Annotated in this window: 22 protein-coding genes and 1 pseudogene; 1 reads left to right on the top strand and 22 read right to left on the bottom strand. The window is 50.6% G+C overall.

Going from position 1 to position 25,631, the window contains the following annotated elements; translation table 11 throughout:
- Positions 1 to 3 precede the first annotated feature (3 nt).
- The 16 genes and pseudogenes from BBEV_RS01030 to BBEV_RS00955 all read right to left on the bottom strand — a co-directional run bounded on the left by BBEV_RS01030 (position 4) and on the right by BBEV_RS00955 (position 17,659).
- Complete coding sequence (locus BBEV_RS01030; RefSeq protein ID WP_069363760.1) at positions 4 to 1,542, bottom strand: complex I subunit 4 family protein; 1,539 nt, start codon at positions 1,540 to 1,542, stop codon at positions 4 to 6.
- Complete coding sequence (gene nuoL / locus BBEV_RS01025) at positions 1,539 to 3,470, bottom strand: NADH-quinone oxidoreductase subunit L (protein WP_069363759.1); 1,932 nt, start codon at positions 3,468 to 3,470, stop codon at positions 1,539 to 1,541. The genes BBEV_RS01030 and nuoL overlap by 4 nt, the downstream gene beginning before the upstream one ends.
- Positions 3,471 to 3,596: 126 nt before the next feature.
- Positions 3,597 to 3,902, bottom strand: coding sequence for an NADH-quinone oxidoreductase subunit NuoK (gene nuoK, locus BBEV_RS01020; protein WP_069363758.1), 306 nt, complete (start codon positions 3,900 to 3,902; stop codon positions 3,597 to 3,599).
- A gap of 3 nt (positions 3,903 to 3,905) precedes the next feature.
- Complete coding sequence (locus BBEV_RS01015; RefSeq protein WP_069363757.1) at positions 3,906 to 4,403, bottom strand: NADH-quinone oxidoreductase subunit J; 498 nt, start codon at positions 4,401 to 4,403, stop codon at positions 3,906 to 3,908.
- 512 nt (positions 4,404 to 4,915) lie between these two features.
- Positions 4,916 to 5,305: pseudogene (locus tag BBEV_RS17720) on the bottom strand (NuoI/complex I 23 kDa subunit family protein); the annotation flags it as partial.
- 4 nt (positions 5,306 to 5,309) lie between these two features.
- A complete protein-coding gene (gene nuoH / locus BBEV_RS01005; protein WP_069363755.1) occupies positions 5,310 to 6,269 on the bottom strand; it encodes an NADH-quinone oxidoreductase subunit NuoH in 960 nt (319 codons plus the stop codon).
- Positions 6,269 to 7,384 (bottom strand): NADH-quinone oxidoreductase subunit D, encoded by a 1,116-nt coding sequence (locus tag BBEV_RS01000; protein ID WP_069363754.1) that lies wholly within the window; start codon positions 7,382 to 7,384, stop codon positions 6,269 to 6,271. The genes nuoH and BBEV_RS01000 overlap by 1 nt, the downstream gene beginning before the upstream one ends.
- Positions 7,385 to 7,399: 15 nt before the next feature.
- The gene (locus BBEV_RS00995) at positions 7,400 to 7,879 is read right to left on the bottom strand and encodes an NADH-quinone oxidoreductase subunit C (RefSeq protein WP_069363753.1); all 480 of its coding nucleotides are present in this window, start codon (positions 7,877 to 7,879) and stop codon (positions 7,400 to 7,402) included.
- Positions 7,876 to 8,355, bottom strand: coding sequence for a NuoB/complex I 20 kDa subunit family protein (locus BBEV_RS00990; RefSeq protein WP_407690255.1), 480 nt, complete (start codon positions 8,353 to 8,355; stop codon positions 7,876 to 7,878). Before BBEV_RS00990 ends, BBEV_RS00995 begins: the two co-directional genes overlap by 4 nt.
- Before the next feature lie 38 nt (positions 8,356 to 8,393).
- Positions 8,394 to 8,768 (bottom strand): NADH-quinone oxidoreductase subunit A, encoded by a 375-nt coding sequence (locus BBEV_RS00985; protein ID WP_069363751.1) that lies wholly within the window; start codon positions 8,766 to 8,768, stop codon positions 8,394 to 8,396.
- A 925-nt stretch (positions 8,769 to 9,693) separates the two neighbouring features.
- Entirely contained in the window at positions 9,694 to 10,830 is a 1,137-nt protein-coding gene (locus BBEV_RS00980) for a sugar ABC transporter permease (RefSeq protein WP_069363750.1), read from the bottom strand.
- Positions 10,820 to 12,325: a sugar ABC transporter ATP-binding protein gene (locus BBEV_RS00975; RefSeq protein WP_069366549.1), complete on the bottom strand. Its 1,506-nt coding sequence runs from the start codon at positions 12,323 to 12,325 to the stop codon at positions 10,820 to 10,822. The genes BBEV_RS00980 and BBEV_RS00975 overlap by 11 nt, the downstream gene beginning before the upstream one ends.
- A gap of 91 nt (positions 12,326 to 12,416) precedes the next feature.
- Positions 12,417 to 13,481, bottom strand: a complete 1,065-nt coding sequence (xylF, locus tag BBEV_RS00970) for a D-xylose ABC transporter substrate-binding protein (protein ID WP_069363749.1) — start codon at positions 13,479 to 13,481, stop codon at positions 12,417 to 12,419.
- Between the two features lie 200 nt (positions 13,482 to 13,681).
- A complete protein-coding gene (locus BBEV_RS00965) occupies positions 13,682 to 15,223 on the bottom strand; it encodes a response regulator transcription factor (protein ID WP_069363748.1) in 1,542 nt (513 codons plus the stop codon).
- A complete protein-coding gene (locus BBEV_RS00960; protein ID WP_069363747.1) occupies positions 15,198 to 16,661 on the bottom strand; it encodes a sensor histidine kinase in 1,464 nt (487 codons plus the stop codon). The genes BBEV_RS00965 and BBEV_RS00960 overlap by 26 nt, the downstream gene beginning before the upstream one ends.
- A complete protein-coding gene (locus BBEV_RS00955; RefSeq protein WP_069363746.1) occupies positions 16,658 to 17,659 on the bottom strand; it encodes a sugar-binding protein in 1,002 nt (333 codons plus the stop codon). The genes BBEV_RS00960 and BBEV_RS00955 overlap by 4 nt, the downstream gene beginning before the upstream one ends.
- A gap of 718 nt (positions 17,660 to 18,377) precedes the next feature.
- Between BBEV_RS00955 and BBEV_RS00950 the strand changes: the two genes are divergently transcribed.
- Positions 18,378 to 20,063 carry an IS1182 family transposase gene (locus BBEV_RS00950; RefSeq protein WP_232318345.1) on the top strand — a complete coding sequence of 562 codons (1,686 nt, stop codon included), beginning with the start codon at positions 18,378 to 18,380 and terminating at the stop codon, positions 20,061 to 20,063.
- A gap of 5 nt (positions 20,064 to 20,068) precedes the next feature.
- Here the strand turns inward: BBEV_RS00950 and BBEV_RS00945 are convergent, their stop codons facing one another.
- The 6 genes from BBEV_RS00945 to atpF all read right to left on the bottom strand — a co-directional run bounded on the left by BBEV_RS00945 (position 20,069) and on the right by atpF (position 25,586).
- Positions 20,069 to 20,473 (bottom strand): F0F1 ATP synthase subunit epsilon, encoded by a 405-nt coding sequence (locus tag BBEV_RS00945; protein WP_069363744.1) that lies wholly within the window; start codon positions 20,471 to 20,473, stop codon positions 20,069 to 20,071.
- A gap of 103 nt (positions 20,474 to 20,576) precedes the next feature.
- Positions 20,577 to 21,998 carry a F0F1 ATP synthase subunit beta gene (atpD, locus tag BBEV_RS00940; RefSeq protein ID WP_069363743.1) on the bottom strand — a complete coding sequence of 474 codons (1,422 nt, stop codon included), beginning with the start codon at positions 21,996 to 21,998 and terminating at the stop codon, positions 20,577 to 20,579.
- A gap of 101 nt (positions 21,999 to 22,099) precedes the next feature.
- Entirely contained in the window at positions 22,100 to 22,975 is an 876-nt protein-coding gene (gene atpG / locus BBEV_RS00935) for an ATP synthase F1 subunit gamma (protein WP_069363742.1), read from the bottom strand.
- Positions 22,976 to 23,017: 42 nt separating this feature from the next.
- Entirely contained in the window at positions 23,018 to 24,523 is a 1,506-nt protein-coding gene (atpA, locus tag BBEV_RS00930) for a F0F1 ATP synthase subunit alpha (RefSeq protein ID WP_069363741.1), read from the bottom strand.
- Positions 24,524 to 24,540: 17 nt separating this feature from the next.
- Entirely contained in the window at positions 24,541 to 25,092 is a 552-nt protein-coding gene (locus BBEV_RS00925; protein ID WP_069363740.1) for a F0F1 ATP synthase subunit delta, read from the bottom strand.
- Complete coding sequence (atpF, locus tag BBEV_RS00920; RefSeq protein ID WP_157100883.1) at positions 25,089 to 25,586, bottom strand: F0F1 ATP synthase subunit B; 498 nt, start codon at positions 25,584 to 25,586, stop codon at positions 25,089 to 25,091. The genes BBEV_RS00925 and atpF overlap by 4 nt, the downstream gene beginning before the upstream one ends.
- Positions 25,587 to 25,631 lie beyond the last annotated feature (45 nt).

Genomic DNA, 25,631 nt, shown 5'->3' with positions numbered 1-25,631 from the left:
TCTTTAACCCCCTATCTTCGACACAAGGTCGATAACTGTAGTGTTTATTACGTCACTGAGCAAGTACGGGTAAACCCCGATCAGGATGATGAAGACGAACAGTCCCACCATTGGTACATATTCCATCGGACGGGCATCTTTCAGTTCCGCGTACTTCTCTTTCATCGGACCGAACGTGGTGCGCTGCATCGCCCAGAGGAGATAGGCGGCTGTTAAGATAATCCCGAGGGCCCCGATGACGCCCAGCAGTGTCGCAGCTGGAATCAGATCTGCGGAGGCACCGAAAATGCCGATAAACGCGAGCAGTTCACTGACGAATCCGGAGAGTCCCGGCAGACCCACAGAGGCCATGGCCGCTGCAAGCATAAACCCTGCAAGGATCGGTACGGATTTCGACAAGCCGCCCAGTTCGGAAATGGTCCGGGTCTTGGTTCGTTCGTAAATGGCCCCGACCATAAAGAACAGAAGCGCTGAGATAAAGCCGTGTGATACCAGCTGGAAGATTGCACCCTGCATACCTGCTTCTGTGAAGGAAGCGATACCGAGAAGGACAATCCCCATGTGACTGATACTGGAGTAAGCCACAAGTGACTTCAAATCGGTCTGTACCAAAGCGAGAAGTGCACCGTAAATGATGTTCACAACCCCGAGTATCGCAATCAGCGTGGCAAATCGTGCGGCCTGATCCGGTAAAATCCCGAAACCGACGCGGATCAGTCCGTACCCACCCATTTTCAACAGCACACCGGCCAGGATCATACTGGCTGCGGTCGGTGCCTGAACGTGGGCGTTTGGAAGCCACGTATGGAACGGAAATACCGGTAACTTAATGGCAAAAGCGAGAAACAGGAACAGGAACATCGCACCCTTGACGCCACCGGTCAATACGTCCGGATTCGCCGGGTTCGCATAGATTTCCGCCAGGCGGATCATGCTGAAGGATGTTTCCTGGAACATCATCGCTTCGGCACCTTTGACGAAGATGGCAATGAACGTCAGGAACATGATCCCCGAGCCAAGTCCCGTATAGACCAGGAACTTGAAGGAGGCATATTCCCTGAGCTTCCCGCCCCAGATACCGATTAAGAAAAACATCGGAATCAGCGTCAGTTCAAAGAACAGGAAGAACAAGAACATATCGAGTGCCACGAAGACACCGAGCATGCCGGACAACAGCACCATCGTCCAGATGTAGAACTCCTTCACGCGCTTCTCAATGGAGAAGGAAGCGAATAACGAGAAGGTGGTGACGATTGTTGTCAGAACGATCAGCGGCATGGACAGGCCATCGACACCGATCTCAAAATTGATTTGTAAAAAGCCTAAATTGAACCATTCATAGACCATGTACATATCCGGCTGCATCCCGGATACCGCTCGGTCAAATGAGCCCCAGATCACCAGGGACAAAACAAGGACAACACCGGACATCACGGTTGCGATGGAGCGGATCGCATTTTTTTGCTCGCTTGGAATGGCCAACAGGATCAGCGCGCCGACAAGTGGCAAGACGATGAGCCAGATTAATAGATTTCCAATCATCCGAGATACCCCCCTAGAACGAAGGCAAGCGCGATGATCACGATTCCTCCAATTACTGCAATCACACCATACGTCTGAAGTTGACCGTTATGGGCTTTCTCGATTGTACTGCCGGATGTGCTGGTCAGCTTTCCGATCAGGTTGACGAAGCCATCGACGATGACTTTGTCCACTTCCCAGAGGAATCGGCCCAATGCAACAATCGGTCGGACAAAGACTGCGACGTACAGTTCATCGAGATAATATTTGTTATACAGGACCTTGTACGCTCCGGATGCGGAGTTGGCAAGGTTATCTGCGGAGATGCTCTTCTTGAAGTACATCAGGTACGCAAGCGCAATACCCGCCACTGCAACAACGATGGAAACCAGCGCCAGCCAGAGTGCACCGTGCGGCTGGGTGCCGAGATTCAAGTCCTGAAGCAGGAAGCCTTCAAGCGGATAACCCAAGAACGGCAGGTTGACGAACCCGGCAACCACTGCAAGTCCTGCAAGTACGACCAGCGGCAGTGTCATAAAGCCGGAGTTCTCTTTCGGCTCGCCGTGATGACCGTGGTCATCGTCGTGCCCGTGGTCATCCTCTTCTTCCGGATACAGCGCCTTCGCTTCATCCGAGTCCCCGCGGTATTCTCCGGTAAAGGTTCGAAAGAAGAGACGGAACATATAGAATGCCGTCATAAACGCGGTAACAAGCGCCAGCGTAAAGAGCAGCGGGTCACCGTTCAACAGGGCGGAGGCAAGAATTTCTTCTTTACTCCAGAAGCCTGCCAGCGGGAAGATCCCGGAAATGGCGAGTGCCCCGATGAGGAACGTGATCGATGTAATCTTCATCTTGCTCCATAAACCGCCCATCGCGCGGATGTCCTGGCGGTGGTGAACGGCAACGATCACACTACCGGCACCAAGGAACAACAACGCCTTGAAAAAGGCATGGGTCATCAGGTGGAACAAGCCGGCAACATAGCCTGCCGTACCCAGCGCAAGGATCATGAATCCAAGCTGACTGATGGTGGAAAAGGCAAGTACGCGCTTGATGTCGGTTTGAACCAGTGCGATGGTCGCAGCAAAGAACGCTGTGATCGCACCGGTGTACGCGACAACCGTCAAGGCTGTTTCAGACGCCAGGAATACCGGGTACATGACCCCGACGAGATACACACCTGCTGCAACCATCGTCGCAGCGTGGATCAGCGCACTGACCGGTGTTGGACCTTCCATGGCATCCGGCAACCAGACATGCAGCGGGAACTGGGCTGATTTACCAACTGCACCGAGGAATACGAGCAGTGCGATCGTTGTGACCATCGCGTCGTTGATCATCCCATTTTCCACAGCGGCATAAATGTCACCGTAGTCGAAGCTTCCTACCTGGTTGTAGAGGATCACGAGACCTAAGAGCAGGCCTACATCACCAATACGGGTGGTGAGGAAAGCTTTCTTTGCAGCCGCGGCTGCTTCGGGCTTGAAGTACCAGAATCCCACCAGCAGGAAGGAACAGAGTCCGACAAGCTCCCAGAAAATAAACAGTTGCAGTACGTTCGGTGCAAGGACAAGTCCGAGCATCGAGAACGAGAACAATCCTAAGTACATGTAGAACACGTGAATCCGATTATCGTCATGCATGTAATCTCTCGAAAAGATATGGACAACTAGGCTGACCACCGTCACGACAATGAGCATCATTGCGTTCAGGGGTGTCACTTCATAGCCCATGGAAATCACATGATCGCCGAAATTCAGCCAATCGATCACGTATGTGTAGGTTTCTCCGCCTATGCGTTCAAACAGCACAATCACTGACAGCACGAACGATAAGGCCAAGGCTGTTATTCCGACCCAGGCTGCTTTTTCTTTCAGGAATTTCCCGAAGAACAGCAGGATCAGAAAGGCGATCAGCGGAAAAACCGGGATTAACCAGGCATTTTGCATGATACCATCACCTTTTCTTCATTTAGTCTCTTCGCATTAGAACGAGGTTTACAAAGTCTCCTGAAGCACATCACAACCGTCAACAGCTATGTACTTCAAAAACCGGCGTTCCATTGTTGTAGATTCTTAGCGGCGTAGAAGGTCGTGCTTGATCACATCGATGGAATTGCGGTTACGATACAGGGCGATGATGATCGCCAGACCGAGTGCTGCTTCCGCCGCTGCAACGGTAATGACGAAGAGCGCGAAGACTTGTCCGGATACATCCGGGAACGGCCCTATCGCTGAGAACGCGACCAGGTTGACGTTAACGGCATTGAGCATCAACTCGACACTGGCCAACATAATGACAAGGTGTCTGCGGGTCAATACCCCGTAAAGCCCAACGCTGAAAAGGATTGCCCCAACCGCCAGAAATAGCGAAATATCCATAGCTTAGTTGGCCTCCTTTCGCGCAATCACGATTGCTCCAATAAGCGCTGATGTCAACAGAAATGCAACCGCGATGAAGGCCACAAAATAGTGTCCGTAGAGCGACATCCCGATACTGTGGATGGACGTCACTTCCGGCTGCGTATTTCCTGGCAAGTCCATGCTGAAGATCCCGTATAACAGGATCCCCAGCAATGTGACTGATGCCACTGTTCCGAGAGCGTTATGTGCGGTCCGAAAATCCTTTTCGAATGAGACCGTCTTGTGATCGGTCATCATCATACCGAAAATGAAGAGGATGGTGATCGCACCGACGTAGACCATAATCTGTATGATCCCGATGAAATCGGCTCCCAGTAAGAAATACATACCTGACACAGCAAAGAAACTGAACGCCATGGAGACAACACGGTGGGAGATCGTGGTCAGTAACATCATCATTACTGCACCGATAATGGCAATTAAAGCTAAAACCGTAAAGAAGATCATTTGTGTCGTCACTGATTGTCACCTCTTCCTGCATCGTCCTTAGAGGATTTCTTCTCAGAGAATTCTGCCTCCGCAGAATCCGCAGACTTTTCGTCTGCTTTCTCATCAGATGAGGTGCCGGATGCTTGTTCAGCCGCCTGTTCTTCCTTGGCTGATTCATCCGCCTTGGCTTTTGGTCCGGCTTCGTTTGTTTCCTGCTCGGCTTTTTCCTGCTGCTCTTCTTTTTTTGCTTGCGGCTGTTCTTCTTTCTTTGTCTCAGCCTGTTTTTCGTCCGCTTTCGCTTCGGCCTTGTCTTCAGACTTTGCTTCCGGCTTTTCGGCTTCAGCCTTCTTCGCTTCACCTTTATCATCGCCGGTTTTTACAGCGGTTGCTGTGGCCGTGGCTGACTTGGATTCCGTTTTTGCTTCTTCCTTTTCGGCCGCTGCAGCTTCTTCTTCTTTCTTCTTTTTGGCAGCTTCACGCTTGGCTTGCTTCTCTGCCTTTTCCTTGGCTTCCACTTCCGGGTCTTTGTAGTACCCGTAATGGTCATTGGCTGTCAGCCAGTGGATGTCCTTGAAATGGTCCGCACGGTTAAACTCACTGAGGTTGTCGTAGCGTGCCGTCATGACGATGGCATCGGTCGGACACACCTCTGTACAGAAGTCACACAGGATACACCCCTGGAAATCAATGTTGTACGTGTCGATGATTTTCTTTTTCGGGTTGTCCTCGTCTTTCTTACCGGTCAGTGTAATGACGTCTGTCGGACAGACCTGAACACAAAGGTTACAGACAATACACTTTTCCGGGAAGAAGCGGTGAATCCCCCGAAATCGTTCGGGCATGACCATTTGTTCTTCCGGGTACTGGATGGTCAGGTTCTTCTTCCGGAAGTAGTTCAAGGTGACGCCGAACCCTTTTAACAATCGAAACATTTTATCACCCCATCCATACTTTATAAATCGCAGTAAACACAATGTTCAATAACGCCAGCGGGATGAGCACTTTCCAACCAAAGTTCATCAGCTGATCCACACGGGCACGCGGCAGCGTGGCCGTGAGCCAGAACCAGATGAACATCACGACGAACACCTTGAGAATAAACCAGACAATGCCTGGCAGGAACGCCGGCCCGAGCCAGCCGCCGAGGAATAACGTTGTCGCAAGCCCTGCAATGGCAATGGCGTACGTGTATTCCGCGAGCATGAACATCGCGAAACGGAAACCGGAGTACTCGGTGAAAAAACCTGCAACGAGTTCGGATTCAGCTTCCGGCAAGTCGAATGGTGCACGGTTCAATTCCGCAATGGACGAAATCATATACACGAAAAACGCCAGGAACTGCGGGATGATGAACCACATGCCAATGGATGCCTGATGATTGACGATATCCGTCAAGTTCAGGGACCCGGCGAGAATGACAATCCCGATAATGGAGAGAATCAGCGGCAGTTCGTAGCTGACCATCTGGGCCACACCACGAATGGAACCTAACAGGGCGTATTTATTGTTCGAAGCCCAGCCGCCCATCAGGACACCGAGCATCGTCATCGAGGAAACCCCGAGGAAGTAAATCAGCCCAATGTTGATGTCCGCTCCGCCAATGGAACTGGAGTAAACCAGTACCGCCATAACCGAGAAGGCCGGGGCGAATGCGAGTACCGGTGCCAATACGAAGATCGGCCGGTCTGCTTTGGCTGGAACGATGTCTTCTTTTAATAGAAGTTTCATGACGTCTGCAACGGTCTGGAGAAGGCCCCACGGGCCGTGCCGGTTTGGTCCCGGCCGCAGCTGGATGGCCCCGATGACCTTACGCTCTGCCAGGATCGCGAATGTCACGAGACCCAAAAGCACACCCAATACCGCAACAGCGTATAAAAACATCATCAAATATTCCATCAGGCATCAACCTCCCCGAGCACGACGTCGAGGCTTCCGAAAATGGCGACGAGATTTTGAATCGATTCGCCAATCAGCATATCCTGTAAAATCGAAACGTTCACGAAGGATGGCCGGCGCAGTTTCACCCGGTAAGGCTTATTTTTGCCGTTACTGATGGCGTAGACGCCGATTTCACCTTTGGAGGCTTCTGCACGGGTGTACACTTCGCCTTCCGGCGGCTTGATCATCATCAGGCGCTGCCCTTTTTTCGTGATGATGTCGCCTTCAGGGACTTTTTTACAGGCCTGCTCAATGATTTTCAATGATTCGTGCATTTCCCGGATACGGACTTTGTACCGGGCGTAGACGTCACCTTCTTGTTCCACTGGTACGTCAAAGTCGAACTGATCGTAAACGGAATACGGTTCTGACTTCCGGACATCGATGTCTACACCGCTTCCGCGGGCGAGCGGGCCGGATAGACCCCAGTTCAGCACCTTCTCCTCGGAGAGTACGCCGACACCCATCGTCCGAGCCTGGAAAACTTCGTTGCCGGAAACGAGTTTATCGAATTCAGCAATATTCACTTTCAATTCTTCCACTGTTTCCAGGACTTTATCGAACCAGCCGTCCGGAGCATCCCACTTCACGCCACCGATGCGGTGGTAGTTGAAGGTCATGCGTGCCCCGCTGATTTCGTTCAGGCGGTCCAAAATCGTTTCCCGATCCCGGAAGGCATACAGGAATGGGCTCATCGCCCCGATATCGAGGAGATAGGTCCCCCACCAGACAAGGTGACTGGCGATTCTGTTCAGTTCCATCGTAATGACGCGGAGGTATTCAGCCCGTTCCGGGATTTCCCATTCCAGCAGTTTTTCGATGGTTGCGCAGTAGACGTAATTGTTCGTCATCGCATTCATGTAATCAAGACGGTCTGTATATGGGATAAATTGCGAGTAAAGGAAGCCTTCTGCAAGCTTTTCCGAGCCGCGGTGCAGGTAGCCCATGATCGGCGTCGCCTTTTGTATCGTTTCCCCGTCAACTTCCAGTTGAAGGCGGAATACACCGTGTGTACTCGGGTGCTGCGGTCCCATATTCAGCGTCATGGATTCGGTCTTCAATTCTTTCGACATTTGTTTGTCCACCCCCTAGTCCAAGCCAAGTGCTTTTTTGTCTGTAATATAATCTTTTCGTAATGGATGACCTTCCCAGTCGTCTTCAAGCAGAATACGGGACAGGTTCCAGTGACCTTCGAATGTGATGCCCAACAGGTCATAGATTTCCCGTTCCATATAGTCTGCGGATTTCCATACCGGTTCAGCTGAGCTGACTACCGGATTTTCCCGGGGAGTCACCACTTTGACGTAGAGGTACTGATCAAGCACGGTGGAATTGAGGTTGTAGATCGCTTCCATATGCTCCTCGTAGTCGACGCCGGTGACGAGTGTGAGGAAATTGAACTGCAGCGCTTCATCGTCATGGAGCAGGCGCATTACGTCTTCATTCCAATTCTCCGTATCAAGAATCACCATCGGTTTCCCGAAATTCAGTTTCGCTTCCTTGATGGCATCTTCTCCCTGAACGGATTTGATTTTTGACTGAATCACTTCAAGAAGCTCTTCGCTCATCGTTTCTCCACCCTCTCTCCTTTAGCTTCGAGGCGGATTTTTTCGCGAAGTCGTTCCACACCGTCCAGAAGCGCCGGCGGCGTCGGCGGGCACCCGGATACATACACATCGACCGGAACGATCTTGTCCACACCGTTCAACACGCTGTATGCTTCTTTATAAGGTCCGCCACATGTGGCACAGGAGCCCATGGCGATAACCCATTTCGGTTCGGGCATCTGATCGTACAGTGTACGCAGGACCGGGGACATCTTCGCCGTTACCGTACCGGCAACGATCATCACGTCCGCATGACGCGGTGACGCACGGAAAATGACACCGAAGCGGTCAAAGTCGTAGCGGTTTCCACCCGTCGCCATCATCTCAATGGCACAACAGGCTAAGCCGAAACTGAGCGGCCAGAACGATCTGGTTCTTGACCAGGCTTTGATCTGATCCACTTTCGTGAAGAAAACATTCTTGTTGATATCCTCCATGATCCGCGGATCATAGTGGTCTGTTTCGGAAAATCCTTTTAGTTCCATTCTAACACCCTCTTTTTCCAAGAATACGCGAGTCCCAAGACAAGGATAAAAATGAAGATGAGCATCAGATTCAATCCAACCCAGCCAAGGTCACCAAGGGCGATTGCCCAAGGGATCAAGAAAACGGTTTCAACGTCAAAGATGATAAATTCAAGCGCAACCAGGTAATAGGCCACGTGATATCTGACGTGGGCATCGCCCTCTGGCGAGATCCCGCTTTCATACGTTGTGATCTTCTCCTTATACGGGTTCTTCGGCCGGACTAACGGTCCAACGATACTGACGGTAGCCACCGGTAACAGCACCCCGAGTCCGATAAACATCAGAACCAATATATAATTGTCATAATACGCCCATAACTCCATACGTCCACTCCCCTCCATATATATAGATTGTTAATCATGCCAACACTCAACTTAAATTATAACAAAGGCGCGAAAAAAAAGTCTATATTATTCTAAATTCTCAGTTTGATAGTATTTCTGTAGTGGTAAAGGGATAAGTTAGGTATTGGCGATTTGCAAACCCTTGCAGGAGTAGCGTTATGGCAATCGGATGGCTCTTGTTCAGTTTATAATTATTATTATCTGGTAAATTTCCAAGATTTTTTCTTTTTACGAAGTGTACTTATCTGATCATTTTACTGTTTGAACGGCGTGGGATTTTTTGGATGAACACTTGGCAGTTGGAATGAAAACGAGCCCTTGAAGCGACTGACTTTTTGAGGTTGCCATTCATCGGGAGGAATCTTCAATTGATTTTAGAGGAGTATAACAGTTTCAAAATAAGTTTAATACAGGATGCTTTTCAGCAAAAACAGCATGGTAACAAGGTTAAATCGTGTCAGTCAATTTGACTCCCTGATCCGGTTGCTATCTGTACCTTTTTCACAAGTAAAGCCGCGCATCTTCAATGCTCAGTGACTCTCTGTGATTTTTCCGTTTATGCTTGAGCAACCCTTGGCCATGCAGGTTGCCGTGTTGATCGTTCTCTGTTTTCACCTCCTGATACTGTCTGACATGTTCGGGCGATTGCTACAGTTTGAACAATCCTGCCCGGGATGATCAAAAGCACACCGCTTAGCTGTGATGATCTTCTCCTGTATGGATGACGTGCTTTACGTTTGTAAGCAGGGATGACAGCGCTTTCGATACTTTCATTTTATATCCTTTCGTCAGAGTTCGCAATGACGACGAACAGCAGGCACCGGAAATGATTCACGATATTTCGTCAGTAAAATCCCCGCTCTCCCTGGTTCAGGGAAAACGGGGCACTAAGGGGGCTTAGTCATTATGCGTTCTTCTTCTTAGATGAGATGTCGAGATACACCGCAAGGATCAAAATCAACCCTTTGACGATATACTGCCAGAACGGCGCGACGTTCATCATACTCATGCCGTTATCGATGCTCGCCATGATCAAAGCTCCGAGGATGGAGCCGACGATCGTGCCGACACCACCCATCAGGCTGGTCCCGCCGATGACAACGGCGGCAATGGCATCGAGCTCATACATATTCCCTGCACCGACGGTACCGGCGTTCAACCGGCTCGTGAGGATGATCCCCGCCACTGCGGATAATGCGCCCATCAGAACGAAGACGTACAGGACATTACGCTTGATGTTGATCCCGGAAAGCCGCGCTGCCTCTTTGTTGCCGCCGATGGCGTAAATATGCCGTCCGAAGGTGGTGTTCTTTGAAATAAAGATAAAGATCCCTGCGACGACTAGCAATATCAAGAGGGGGACTGGAATACCGTGGTACCGGCTCAGCATATAGACAAAGGCCGTCGCGAGGATCGCAAAAATCGCGACCGTCCCGTAATCGATCACCGGGGACCCGAGACCCAGACCCTGCGTTTCACGGCGCTGGCGCTTACGAAAGGCCATAATGAAGCCGAGGACAATGGCCGCAGCCAATAACCCGTAACCCACCGCATAAGGGATGAAAGCCTGTCCGATAGCACGAAAGGAATCGTTCATCGGTGCGACGGTCTGCCCCCCACTGATGCCGAGGAGGATCCCCCGGAAGATCATCATGCCCCCTAGTGTGACAATGAAGGCAGGCACCCCTTTATAGGCGACCCACCAGCCCTGCCAGAGACCGAGGACAACACCTGCAAGAATCGTGACAATGATCACCGGAATGGTCGACCAGCCGTACCAGACCTGCAGTATGGCTGCGATGCCTCCGGTCAGACCGAGGAGCGATCCGACGGACAGGTCGATGTGGCCGGCGACGATGATCAGCGTCATCCCGACGGCGAGGACACCGATGACCGTCATCTGCCGCGACAGGTTCGTCAGGTTCCGCGACGAAATGAAGTCACCGTTGGTCATGATCGTAAAGACAATAAAGATTAACAGCAGGGCGAGAATCAGTGTGTACGCCCGCATATCGACTTTGAAACTCAGTTTATTTTTCATCGGACACGCCTCCTGTTGCCAGCTTCAAGATCGCTTCCTGATTCGCTTCTACCCGGGGCAGTTCACCCGTGACCCGGTAGTCAGACATGACCAGGACCCGGTCAGACATGCCGAGAAGTTCAGGAAGTTCGGATGAGATCATGATGACACCGACACCTTGAGCCGTCAGTTCATTGATCAATTTATAAATCTCCTGTTTCGCACCGACGTCGATCCCCCGGGTCGGTTCATCGAGAATCAGCACCTTCGGGTTCGTCATCAGCCATTTACTGAGGACGACTTTCTGCTGATTCCCTCCGGACAGGGTCAGTACTTTCGTTTCCAGTGAGGGTGTTTTCACCCGCATTTTTTCGTTGTAGATTTCCGTTTGCACAATCTCCTCTTCCTTTTGAAGAAAAGACATCGACGAGATCTTATCGAGTGACGCCATCGTCGTGTTCTGCGCCACGTCCATGCCGAGGACGAGCCCGTAACGCTTTCGGTCTTCTGATACATAAGCCAGGCCCTGCTCAATTGCTTCTTTCGGTCCGGTGATGCGATACGGTTTCTTGTCGATGGTCACCGAACCGGTGAACGTACCCTCGAATCCGCCAAAGAGGCTCGTGGCCAACTCGGTCCGTCCGGCGCCCATCAATCCGCCGATCCCGAGGACTTCGCCTTTTCTCAAATCGAAAGAAACGTTCGAGGTGACAGCCTTCTTTGAGCCTTTCAGATAGTAGCTGAAGTCTTTCACTTCGAGGACCACCTCATCGGTGGCATGTTCCTCGTATGGGAATAAATCATTCAGTTCACGCCCGACCATGAGCGAGATGATGTCATTTTCCGTCACGGTGTCAATCGCTTTCGTGCCAATGGTCTGCCCATCGCGAAGCACGGTCACTTCGTCGGCAATCCGCATGACTTCTTTCAACTTATGCGAAATGTAGATGACGGTGATGCCTTGTTCCCGGAGCTGATTGAGGATGCCCATAAGAATTTCCACTTCTTCTTCCGCGAGCGCTGCTGTCGGCTCATCCATGATGATGATGTCACAATCCTTCGTCAGCGCCTTGGCGATTTCCACGAGCTGCTGTTTACCGATACCGAGGCTCCCTACTTTTTCCCTCGCATCTGTCGTCAATCCGACTTTCTGTAACCATTTGTTTGCCGCATCGTTCATCTGACCCCAGTCGATAATGCCTCTCGTTGCCTTTTCGTTGCCGAGAAACAGGTTTTCCGCGATGGTCATGTCTTTGATCAGCGCCAGTTCCTGGTAGATGATCGTGACCCCCGCTAGCTCGGAGTCTTTGATGGTGTGAAATTCCTGAACCTCTTCATTGATCAAAATATCCCCGTCATAGTCTCCGTAGGGAAATACGCCGCTCAATACTTTCATCAATGTCGATTTTCCGGCACCATTCTCACCACAGAGGGCATGAATCTGACCTTGATTCACTTTGAAATTCACATTATCGAGTGCCTTTACCCCGGGAAATTCCTTGGTGATCTGTTTCATTTCCAAAATGGTTTCCAATTCGTCATCACCTCATTTTTCGTTCAGTTCAATTAGGAAGATGGGGGAGTATCCCCCCATCTCATTCATGCGATCACTCGCCGTCGTAATCCGGCCGATCTTCTTCCGGTACGTTGCTGTAGACTTCTTCAAAGCTGTGGAAACCGTCTTCAATGACGGTATCGATCACATTTGATTCATCCACCGAAATCGGATCGAGCAGGATGGATGGCACTTCAATCACACCGTTGTCGATCTCTTCATCAAAACTCACGTCTTCACCGGTACCAATAGCCACGGCAAGTTCAGCCGCCTCCGACGCAATCAGGTGAATTTGCTTATACACGGTCATCGTCTGTGTGCCTTGGACAATGCGCTGGACACCTGCCAAGTCAGCATCCTGACCGGAAATCGCCACATCCCCGTCGAGGTTCTCTGCTGCCAGTGCCTGAATCGCGCCACCTGCTGTGCTGTCGTTCGACGCCACAACGGCATCGATTTCGTTGTTGTTCGCGGTTAAAGCGTTCTCCATGATTTCAAGGGCCGCATCTGCGGACCAGTCATCAGCCCACTGATCCCCGACGATTTCAATGTCACCACTCTCAACCAGCGGTTCAACAATATTCATCTGTCCGTCCCTGAACATTTGGGCGTTGTTGTCCGTCGGTGCCCCGCCCATCATGAAGTAACGGCCTTCCGGAACCTGTTCTACGAGGTATTCTGCCTGCATTTCTCCGACTCTGACGTTGTCAAAGGAAATGTAGGCATCGATTTCTGCACTGTTAATCATGCGGTCGTAAGCAATGACGGGAATGCCTTCATCGATCGCTTCCTGTGCAACGGCACCGATGCTATCCGAGTTATGGGCAATGATGACAAGGACATCCACGCCCTGCGTGAGCATGTTCTCCACTTGACTCGTCTGAACAGCTTCGTCGCCATCAGCGGACTGCACAATCACTTCGGCGCCGTGTTCTTCTGCGGTTTCAACAAAAATGTCACGGTCATGCTGCCACCGTTCGAGCGTCAAATCTGCGACGGACAATCCGATTGTCAACTCATCGGACTCTTCTGCATTGCTTCCCCCGGTATCTTCCCCACACGCTGCGAGCACGGCCAACAGAAGTCCGAGAACCATGATCAGAATTACTTTTTTCATGTTTGAATCCCCCTTACTGAATTTAAAATCACTGCACGCCGGCGGTTTGCCGGGTACACGTCTACTTTATCAATTGAATGAACATAGTGTATGCGCTTTCACCTGCATTTTTTTGCGATCGTCTGGACTTATTTGCAAAGGAAACGGTTGAATCACACGGCTGAAGCTTCAAGCGAGCAGAAAAATCCCGGTCACCTGGTTCAGGTGCCGGGGAATGCGCGGGCTTGATCGCGATAGACTGTCGGGCTGATGCCGACTTCTTTTTTGAAGACCCTGCTGAAATAGTTCGGATCCCGGTACCCGAGCTCCAACGCAATCTCTTTTAAGGAGATCGACGAATCAGCCAGCATCCGCTTTGCATCCGTCAACCGGAGATCGGTGACGTACCGGGTAAAAGAGACACCGAACCGTTCTTTGAAGAGCTTACTGACATAGTACATGCTGAGACCTGCATAGTCGGCCACCTCATCGAGTGACAGGCTGCTGCGGTAGTGGGTATCGATGAAGCGGCGCACTTGTTCGAGGCTGTGTTCCATATCGGCATCTCGCCAGTTGTCCACATCTTTCACGGTCTGTTTTACGTGCGTGAGCGCCTGTTGTCTGAGCTGCGTCATACTGGTCATGACCGTGGCGTCGAAGCGCCCCGTGTTGACACCGAGTTCCGTCAACGCCCGGTGCAGGACGATGAAAAATTCGTCGAGCTCCTGCTTCAAGCGGGCCGGCTGATAGTTCGCCTCGGCTGAAATCGTCGAAAAATACTGTTCGAAATCTGCGATGACGTTCCCCTCATCCCCGTGTTTCACCCGTTCAATCAGTTCACTTTCTGCTTTGAACCGGGTGCCGGTTGCCTGAGTAGCTGCACTTTCCCGGTAGAGCTGGTAGTTTGCGCCTTTTGCATTTTTCACATCTGTCAGGGCTGCAACCGCCTCCTGATAAGCTCGGCCAAAATCCTCGTCTGTTTCAATGCCCTCACTGGCGCCGACAGCGATCTCCATCTCGGTATTTCGTTGGATGGCGGAAATGAACGACTGCAAAAGCTGAGACAGAGAGGCCGCTGTGTTCCCGGTCAAAAATGCCGGGATATGCGAGCCCAGGACCGGGCCGACAAGACAGCCGGGATTGAGCCGGGTCAGTTCATCGGTGATGGATTCCCGCAAGGCAATCAGGGCAGGTGCGTCGCCTTTCGGCAGGGAAATCGCAAGCACTGCCGTGGCATTTGATAACGGGTCATCGCGCATCTCCTCATCCATCCCGTCCACATGGTAATCCATCAGCAGTGCCAGGATCCGGTTTGCCCGCATCGATGCGACATACATCTCAATACGCTCCTCCTGTTTCTGCTGTTCTTGCTGCGCGCGTTTTTCCTGCAGGATGTCTTCCCCGAGCCGGTCGATGCTCTCGATGAGCTCTTTTTCTGCTACGGGTTTGAGTAAATATTCTCTCACCCCCGCGCGCATCACATCACGGGCATAATCAAAGGTGTCGTAGGCGGTGATCATGATCACCCGGATCTTCGGGTGATGCTGTTCAATCGCCCGGACGACGTCAATCCCGGATTTCCCCGGCATCTGAATGTCGAGGCAGACCAGGTCCGGTTCTTTGTCGCGGATCAGATCCAACGCTTCTTCGCCGTTTGCCGCCTCGCCGCAAATCTCCACGTCCGGACGGTGGTGCTCAAGCATTTTGCGCTGGGCGATCCGTTCGAGCTTTTCATCGTCAACCAGTAAGATCCGTATCGTCATCTTTTGTCGCCTCCTCCTGATCCGGTATGGTCAATGTTACGGTGGTGCCTGTCCCAATCGCCGAATCGATGGTCACATCAATCGCCGAATTGAAATACCGAAGGCGGGCAATCACGTTCGGCAAGCCGATGCCCGTCGAATGTCCCGTTGTTTCCTGACCGGTCAGGGCACCTTCTTCCACCCGTTTCATAATGTCCTCGATTTTGCGTTCCTGCATGCCGGCGCCGTTATCCGCGACAGTGATCTGCACCGCATCTGCGTCTCTCTTGACGCGTACGTTGATCTCCGCCCCTTTGGTCATGTCTTCCACACCATGGATAAAGGCATTTTCAATGAGTGGCTGCAGGGTCAAAGCCGGTACGGATACATGTAGGCAATCGTCATCCACAGCCATGACCACGGTGATCCGTCCTTGAAAACGGGTCTTCTGAATAGTCAGATACGCTTCCATGACTTCGAGTTCATCCCCTAGTGCTGTGGGGCGGTCAATGTCCCGTAAATTATAGCGGAGCAGCCTCGAGACGCTGTTCATTAACTCACTGGATTCCTTCGCCCCTTCAACATATGCCAGGCGCGACAGGGTATTGAGTGTATTGAACAGAAAGTGCGGGTTGATCTGATTTTGCAGGCTTCTGAGCTCAGCTTCTTTTAACAACCGGGCAAGACGGGCTTTTTCCTCAATGGCGACCACATTGTCCCGGACGTTTCGTTTCATGTCATTGAATGTCTCGGAAAGAAACCACAGTTCGTCTTTCACCTTCGTCTTCACATCCGCACCACCGAAATCCCCTGCAGCAATTTCCTTCGCAGAATAAATCATGCTTTCAATGGTGGCCGTCGACCGGTAGGTGAACAGATAAGCGATCAGTAAACCGCTCGACAGGACAAATATCATGAGCGCGATGCCTGCACGTTGAACGGCCGTCATTTTTTCTTCGGAGAGGGTCGCAACCTCCTCATAGGCGTTCAGCTGGCTGTCGATCAGCATCAGGGTCGTCTCATCAATGTACTCGACGGCACTTTCGGCTTCGGTCAGATGCGCAGAATAAACTTGCACGTCATTGACGACAATCCCCGTTTCGGCCGCGCGGAGTTCGGATTGCAAGTACGTGAGCATATTCCGGTAGTTGTTCAGTTCATAGGACGATGACGTCTCTTCAATGAGGTCATCCACCCAGTTCACGGTCCGGTTCAAATCGGCCATCTCCTGCCGGTAGGCCAGGTAGTGCTCCCGGACGGGTTCAAGGGCATAGAGATACAGTGCATCATAGCTGTCATTTGCCTGGGTGGATACCGCATTGAGCTGCAAAAACTGATCGAGATTCTCTTCATACATGTCAAACACCTGTTCATTCGTGCGGTGCTGCAGTGCGTAGACGGCCCCGGAGAGGGTGATGATGGCGATGAAATACAGCAGCAGTTTCGTCCTCAGTTTCATGGCTTTTTCCTCCCGTCAAACGGAAAGTCCGACACATTATCGAGGGTGATGACATCGACGGACGTATGCTGTATCGACGGGTAATGAAGCCCTTCAAGGATCCCTTTCATGGTGACGACACTGCGATAGCCCATTTCATAAGGCTGTTGGGCAATGATCGTATCGATTGCACCGTCATTCAGGAGACTCAGCGTTTCATCGAGGGAATCGAATGCAACGGTGTAGATGTCTTCTTCTCTTCGGTGACCTTCGAGTGCATCAGCAATCCCGATACCGTCCAGTGCGCTGGTCCCGTAAAAGGCGTCGACATCTTCATGCTGGTTGATGATCGCTGCCGCCTCCTGTTCCGCCTCAATCCGGGTATTGTTGGATACGGCAACCGTGACGATGTCGATCTGGTCATACTCATCAACCGCGTCTTCAAACCCTTCCACCCGCAGTTTCTGGTGTGTGGAGGTAAGGCTGTTGGTGATGATTGCAACGGTGGCGCTTCCGTCGAGGTCATCTGCAAGGGCAGTCCCAGCCGCATAACCTGCTTCGTAATTGTCCGTACCGATATAACTGGCACGGTTACTTGACGGCGCGTCGGTGTCGATGGTTAACACCGGAATCCCGCGGTCCACGGCTTTATCGATCAGGGGCTGGAACATCGCCTCGTTCACCGCCTGGACAATGATGCCATCCACACCCCCGGCAATCTGCATGTCCATCATCTTGGATTGTTCATCGTAATTCGTACGCCGGGTGCCGAGGTACTTCACCTCGATATTGAGCTCTTCCCCAGCTTCTTGCACCCCTTCCTCAACAATGTGCCAGTATTCATGGTCCATCTGTTCCGTAATCAGTGCCAACCGGTACTCCGCTCCTGCTTCTTCAGCATTGACCCGCTCGAGTTCCCGGTCGATTTGACGGATTTCAAAAAAATAAAAAACGGACAAAGTCAGCGAAACAGCGATCAAGACACCTGTTATGATCGTAATCAACCGAAACAAGAGCATTTGTCATTCCCCTTTATTGATCCAACTTCATTTATTCATAAAACTATGTAATGACAACGCTATCATAGCAGATCCTGCAAAGGAAGTCGAATCTATTATGTCGTTGATTTAAATCCGTTTAACCCACTGAATTTACTTCATCCGTTATTCTTTACGTTCAAAAAAGTATGCTTCTTCGATGGAAAAACTGAGGGCGCAGGTTTTAAAAAGATATGAGGGGCTAGTCATCAATACATGGGATTTGCTGATCAAAAGAGGCGTGTTACTGATCAATACATCGCAGCCGTTATACAACTCGTCTCGAATAAAGAAACCTCGGCTTGTCGCCAAGGTTTAATGGCGACAGCCTTCGTTGCACTTATACTATAATCCTTAATCCTTAATCCTTTTACAAAGTTCAACTTTCTTATAATACAACAAAAAAGAGGCTGGGACAAAACCCAGTAAATAAAGAGGCCCACACCAAACGGTGTGGGTTTTCTGTATAGAAGGGTTGATTGTGCAAAAATACAATCGCTTGCCGCGGGCAAGGCTTCAGCTAACCGTCGGAAAACCACCGCCGGTGGATCTTCAGCTCTTGCTTTTCCCGCAGGCGTCTCATGTATTTTTGACAATCAACTGCATTGAAAGACCGTCAGGTCTTGATTTTTACATAAAAAAAGGATACCTTCGGATTAAGTTAGAACGACCAAGTCATAACAAAACCGGAGGTATCCTTATGTTTCTCGATTATAACATGAATCAGCTCGTTTTGCCGATGGATTTATCGCTTCAATTACAAAAAAATGATGTCGCTTTTGCAGTGAATGACCTGGTTGAATCGATACCTGAAGAAGCTTTTGAAGCTTTTTATAAAAGTCAGGGTCGCCCTTCTTATCATCCGAAAATGATGATGAAGGTGATTCTCTGTGCGTATACTCAATCGACTTTTTCTGGACGGAAAATTGAAGCCTTATTGCAGGACAGTATTCGAATGATGTGGCTGGCACAAGGACACGCGCCGACCTACCGGACGATCAATCGATTCAGAGTACATCCCGACGTTGAAGAGCTCTTACGTCAGTGTTTTGTGCAATTCAGAAGCCGACTGGTTCAGGAAGAAGCAATTGATAACGAAGCAATTTTTATTGATGGTACAAAGATCGAAGCCAACGCGAATAAATTCACGTTCGTATGGAAAAAATCCGTGCAACGGTATCATCATGATATCGTTACGAAATCAAATGCGATCTATGATGAACTGATTGAACAGGAAATCATTCCTGCGATTGAACTGGAAGATCAGGAAGCCTTAACGGATGATGAGCTGAATAAAGTTCATGAAGAGTTGGACCAGACCGTTCAGGATTACGACAAGCAAATCGAAGAGAATGATGATGCGAAGGAAAGAAAAAGACTGAGATCAGAGCGGAAAAAGCCGAAAGAAAAGCGTAAAAAATTTCAGGATTTCATCGAACGTAAAGCACGTTATGAGAAGGATCTCGCGATCCTGGGTGATCGTAACAGTTACTCGAAAACCGATCATGATGCCACGTTTATGAGAATGAAAGATGACTATATGAAAAATGGCCAACTGAAAGCCGGTTACAATCTCCAGATTGCAACGGAAGGACAATATACGCTCGCTTATGACATCTATCCAAATCCGACTGACACACGAACCCTGATTCCATTTCTGGATACCATCGAGAGACGGTACTTTTCACTGCCTGACTATATTGTTGGGGACGCCGGATACGGAAGCGAACAAAATTATGAGGATATTTTTTTGAACCGTCTATCAAGCACACCACTGATCACGTATAGTATGTACCGAAAAGAAAAGAAACGGTCATTCAAAACCGATCGCTACCATGTGATGAATTGGAATTACAATCAGGATCAAGACTATTTTCTCTGTCCAAACGGCAAAAAAGTCACCTTTCGCTATGTATCCAAACGAACCGATCGCGCAGGATTCGAACGAACATTCAAGGTCTATGAAAGTGAAGACTGCACGGGCTGTCCCTTACGGGCCAGTTGCACAAAAGCGAAAGAAGGCAAAAACCGTAAGGTTTATTACAATGAAAAATGGGAGCTGCAAAAAGAGCATATTCGTCAACTGCTTTCGGAAGAAGAAACTGGCGCGATTTATGGCAGACGTAAAGTCGATGTCGAACCAGTTTTTGGATTTCTGAAGGCCAATTTGCATTTCACCAGAATGTCGGTGAGAGGCAAAGACAAAGTGAAAAAAGAAATGGGTTTTGCACTCATGGCAGTGAACTTGAGAAAGTACACTGCGTTATACTGTTTTTTATATTTGTATCAACAGACAAAACGCTTCCGACTATCAATTTATGATAATCGGAAGCGTATTTTGATCATTCAAGGCTTTTTGTCCCAGCCTCTTTCAACGTACATGTAACGGATTCAGCCGCTTTCCCCGACCTCGAGGCGATTGACGGCACGTTTGAGTGCCATTTCGGCGCGTTTGAAGTCGAGATTTTCTTTCTTGGCTTCTTCGAGTCGGCGTTCCGCACGTTCCTTTGCGGCACGCGCCCGGTTGATGTCTATTTCTGATGGCAATTCGGCAGATTCAGCGAGAATATTCACTTCATCAGAGCGGACTTCAATGAAACCGCCATTGACGGCGACGGGCTGAATGTTGCCGCTTTGTTTCAGACGGACGGGTCCGATTGCCAATGGTGACACGAGTGGCAGGTGTCCTGGGAGAATTCCCAGACCGCCATCCGGTGTCTTGACACTGACCATTTCCACGTCCCCACTAAAGACGCTGCCATCAGGAGTGACGACATTCGCTTGCATCGTCTTCACACGGTTCACCCTCCTTATGGAAAGGTTCGGTCCCCTGCTTTCACGGCTGCGCTGTGACTGTCACGCGCAGACCCTGCAGGATCCTCAGTTTCCGGTTGCTTCTTTACTTATTTGCTTTCATTGCTTCGGCTTTTTCAACAACGGCTTCAATCGGTCCGACAAGACGGAATGCATCTTCCGGAATGTCATCGTGTTTGCCGTCAAGAATTTCACGGAAGCCTCGGATCGTATCCTTCACGTCTACATAGGACCCTTTTTGTCCGGTGAACTGTTCAGCAACGTGGAAGTTCTGGGACAGGAAGAACTGGATGCGACGGGCACGGGATACGGTCAGCTTGTCTTCTTCAGACAGCTCGTCCATCCCGAGGATCGCAATGATGTCCTGGAGTTCCTTGTATTTCTGCAAGGTTTCCTGTACTTCACGGGCCACACCGTAGTGTTCATCACCGACGATTTCCGGTGAGAGGGCACGGGACGTGGAACCGAGTGGATCCACCGCAGGATAGATACCCATTTCAGAGAGCTTACGCTCAAGGTTCGTTGTTGCATCAAGGTGGGCGAAGGTTGTCGCCGGTGCCGGGTCGGTATAGTCATCGGCAGGGACATAGATCGCCTGGATCGATGTAACCGAACCTTTTTTCGTTGACGTGATCCGTTCCTGGAGCTGCCCCATCTCTGTGGAGAGTGTCGGCTGGTAACCAACCGCGGACGGCATACGGCCGAGGAGGGCGGATACTTCCATCCCCGCCTGTGTAAAGCGGAAGATGTTATCGATAAAGAGCAGTACGTCTGCCCCTTTTTCATCACGGAAAAATTCGGCCATCGTCAGGCCGGTCAGGGCCACACGCATACGGGCACCTGGTGGTTCGTTCATCTGACCGAACACCATCGCCGTTTTTGTGATAACACCTGAGTCCTTCATTTCGAAATAGAGGTCATTTCCTTCACGGGTACGCTCCCCAACGCCGGCGAATACGGAGATCCCGCCGTGTTCCTGAGCGATGTTGTTGATCAGTTCCTGGATCAGTACGGTTTTACCTACACCCGCACCGCCGAAGAGACCGATTTTACCACCCTTCACATAAGGGGCCAGAAGGTCAACGACTTTGATTCCCGTTTCGAGAATTTCAGTTTTTGTGGACAATTCCTCGTATTGAGGGGCCTGACGGTGGATCGGGTCACGGCGTTCGCTCTCCGGGATCGGATCCATCAGGTCGATTTCCTGTCCGAGTACGTTAAATACACGTCCCAGTGTGCTGTCGCCCACAGGGACTGAGATTGGTGCGCCCTGGTCAACGACTTCCATACCGCGGACGATGCCGTCAGTGGAAGACATCGCAACCGTACGGACCGTGTCATCTCCTAAATGAAGTGAAACTTCAAGGACCAAGTCGATGTCGACTTCGCCTGAAGTCGTCGCTTCCCGGACAATTCTTACAGCGTTATTGATCTCAGGGAGCTGGCCGCGTTCGAACTGAACGTCGATAACCGGACCAGTAACCTGAGTGACGCGTCCTTTATTCATCATCTTTCCCCCTTCATTCGAGACCGTTTATATAGGTAAACAGCTCTATTCGTGCCGTGCTTTCGTCAATGTGTTCATCCGTCAGCCGGGAGTTGACCCGATCAGTTCTGGGCCAGTGCACCGCCGACGATTTCATTGATTTCCTGCGTAATCGCGGCCTGACGGGCACGGTTGTAGCTCAGTGTCAGTTCGCCAATGAGGTCATCCGCATTGTCTGTTGCTGAACGCATCGCAGACATACGGGCCCCGAATTCACTTGCCTTGCTATCGAGAAGTGCACCGAAAATCAGACTCTCTGCGTAGTGAGGGAGCAGGCCTTTCAAAATCTCATCGGCATTGGGTTCATAAATGTACTCCTGAACCACTTTCGGCTCGCCTTCTTCCTTGTCACTCATATTTGTGAGCGGCAGAAGCTGTTGTTCGGTGACTTTCTGACTGATGGCGCTGACGAAGTGATTGTAATGGATATAGATTTCATCAAACATGCCATCCGCAAACATCTGAACGGATGCAGACGCCAGATTTTTCACATCGTTGTATTCCGGCTGGTCGGGTACTGCCGTCAATTCCTGAAAGACCGGCATGTTCCGCTTCTTGAAATACTCGAGACCAACGCGGCCAAGAACGATTAAGCCGTATTCATCCGGGGATGAATGACGCTCTTCAATGAGGCGATGCGTTTCGCGGAGAAGTCCGCTGTTGTATGCCCCACAAAGGCCACGGTCACTGGTAATGACAATGTAACCTGTCTTCTTGACTTCTTCACGTTCTTCGAGCATGGGATGCGATACGCCTTCCGAACCGGCGGCTATGCTCTCAACGACCTCACGGATTTTATCCGTGTAGGGAATGAAGGCTGTGGCTTTTTGCTGGGCACGGTTCAGCTTCGCAGCTGAAACCATCTCCATCGCCTTTGTGATCTGCTTCGTCTTTTTCGTTGAGCCTATTCTCGTTTTAATGTCCTTTAACGAGGCCATCGCTTTCCACCACCTTTATTTCAGACCATCTCGCGTTCGAACTCAGTTCGCCTGGAAAGACTTCTTGAATTCATTGATCGCATTCTTCATTGCATCTTCGTCGGCGAGGTTGCCTGTTTCTCTGATACTCTTGAGTAAATCATTGTTGTTATGCTCAAGGAATGTATGCATTTCCTGTTCAAAGCGTAAGATATCGTCCACGTCGATGTCATCGAGGAACCCTTTTGTCAGTGCAAACAGAATGAAGACCTGTTTTTCCACATCCTGCGGCTGGTGCAGTCCCTGTTTCAGTACTTCAACCGTCCGGGCACCGCGGTTCAGCTTCGCCTGCGTTGCTTCGTCGAGATCGGAACCGAACTGGGCAAAGGCCTCGAGTTCACGGTACGATGCGAGGTCAAGACGCAGGGTACCTGCCACTTTCTTCATCGCTTTGATCTGGGCGGAACCCCCGACTCGTGATACGGAAAGACCCGCGTCAATCGCCGGTCGTACACCGGAGAAGAACAAGTTGGACTGCAAGAAGATCTGACCATCGGTAATGGAAATGACGTTCGTTGGAATATAGGCACTGATGTCACCGGCCTGGGTTTCAATAAACGGCAATGCCGTCAGTGATCCTGCACCTTTGTCATCACTGAGTTTCGCCGCACGCTCCAACAGACGGGAGTGTACATAGAAAACGTCACCCGGGAAGGCTTCACGGCCCGGCGGGCGCTTCAGAAGAAGGGACAGTTCACGATACGCGGATGCCTGCTTCGTCAAGTCATCGTAGATGACGAGGACGTGCTTGCCGTCGTACATGAAGTCTTCCCCCATGGATACACCGGCATATGGTGCCAGGTAGAGAAGCGGTGCCGGCTGAGAGGCACTGGCAGTGACAACGATCGTATAATCGAGTGCACCGTGCTGACGGAGGGTTTCCACCACACCGGCAACGGTTGATTCTTTTTGACCGATCGCCACATAAATACAGATCATGTCCTGGTCTTTCTGGTTAATGATCGTATCGATGGCAATCGCTGTTTTCCCTGTCTGACGGTCACCGATGACAAGCTCACGCTGGCCACGGCCGATCGGGATCAGGGCGTCGATTGCTTTGACACCGGTCTGCAGTGGTTCATGAACGGATTTACGGTCCATAACCCCAGGCGCCGGGCTTTCAATCGGACGGGTACGGCTTGTTTCCACAGGGCCCATGCCGTCAAGCGGCTGACCGAGGGGGTTAACAACACGACCCAGTAATTCTTCCCCGACAGGCACTTCCATGATCCGGCCTGTACGACGGACTTCGTCACCTTCACGGATTTCCGTGAATGGACCAAGAATGATGATCCCGACGGTATTCTCTTCAAGGTTCTGGGCCATGCCCATTACGCCGTTTGAAAATTCAAGCAGCTCACCAGCCATGACATTTTCCAGGCCGTGAGCGACGGCGATCCCGTCACCAACGCGGATGACGGATCCTACATCATTAACTTCAATCTCGGATTGATAGTCTTCAATCTGCTTTTTCAACAGAGAGCTGATTTCATCGGCTCTGATGCTCATTAAACGTTCACCCCTATCTACTTACGTTTCCCGTGGATCATGCGCGATTGAATGCGCGCAAGCTGATTGGCGACGGTGCCATCAAAGACGGTATCTCCGATTTGAACCTTGAGACCGCCGATCATGTGCTCATCGACCACGTTCGTAATCAGTAATTTGGCTTTACCTGCCCGCTTTGCGAACGTGTCAGCCACTGCTTCTTTTTCGTCATCTGTCAGCTGTTTGGCTGAGTGAACGAAGGCTTCCGCAATGCCTTGTTCGTCATGGGCAAGGTCACGGTAATTGCTGGCCACATGCGTGAATAGCGTAATCCGGCCGTTGTCCACCAGAAGATATAACAGGTTCATGACCTGCGGGGACACTTTTTCCTGAAAAGCACCACTCAGAATTTGTTTCTTCTTGTCGTTGGACAGATCCGGATGAGTGAAAGCCCGCTGCAACAGCCCGGTCTCACTAAACGCATTGTCCACGTCTGAGAGTTCATCTGCAAGTTCCTGCAGCTGATTTTTTTCCTTCGCGATTTCAAACAGCGCATAGGCATATCGGTAAGCTACCGGATGTCTTCTCATAGGTCTCCGCCAACTTCCTTCAAAGTGTCCTGAATCAGTTTTTCCTGCTCCTTCTCATCGAGTTCTTTCTCAATGACTTTGGATGCAACCAGGACGGAAAGGGTCGATACCTGCTCGCGCAAGGCATTAATCGCCTGTTCTTTTTCCGTATTGATTTCAGCTTTGGCATTTTCTTTCAGACGATCCGACTCATTGCGTGCGTTCTCGACGATGTCTTTTGCCTGCTGATCACTCATTTTCTTTGCGTTTTCAACAATTTCTTTTGCTTCCTGTCTTGCCGTCTGAATGGCTTCACGCTGTTCCTTTAAGTACTGCTCAGCTTCATCCCGGTTCTTTTCAGCGGATTTGATCTGATCAGCGACGTGTTTCTCCCGCTTTTCCATCATATCCATGATCGGACCGAAGGCATAACGCTTAAGAAGCCACATCAGGAATAAAAACGCCAGGATTTGATAGGCGGCGTTCAACCATTCTATTTCCATAACATCAAACAATGTGTTTCGCCTCCCTTATTCACGATCATTGTAAGCGAATGTACA

It is taken from the genome of Salisediminibacterium beveridgei, assembly GCF_001721685.1.
Classification (GTDB): domain Bacteria; phylum Bacillota; class Bacilli; order Bacillales; family Salisediminibacteriaceae; genus Salisediminibacterium; species Salisediminibacterium beveridgei.
This window is presented reverse-complemented; position numbering and strand designations above follow the sequence as displayed.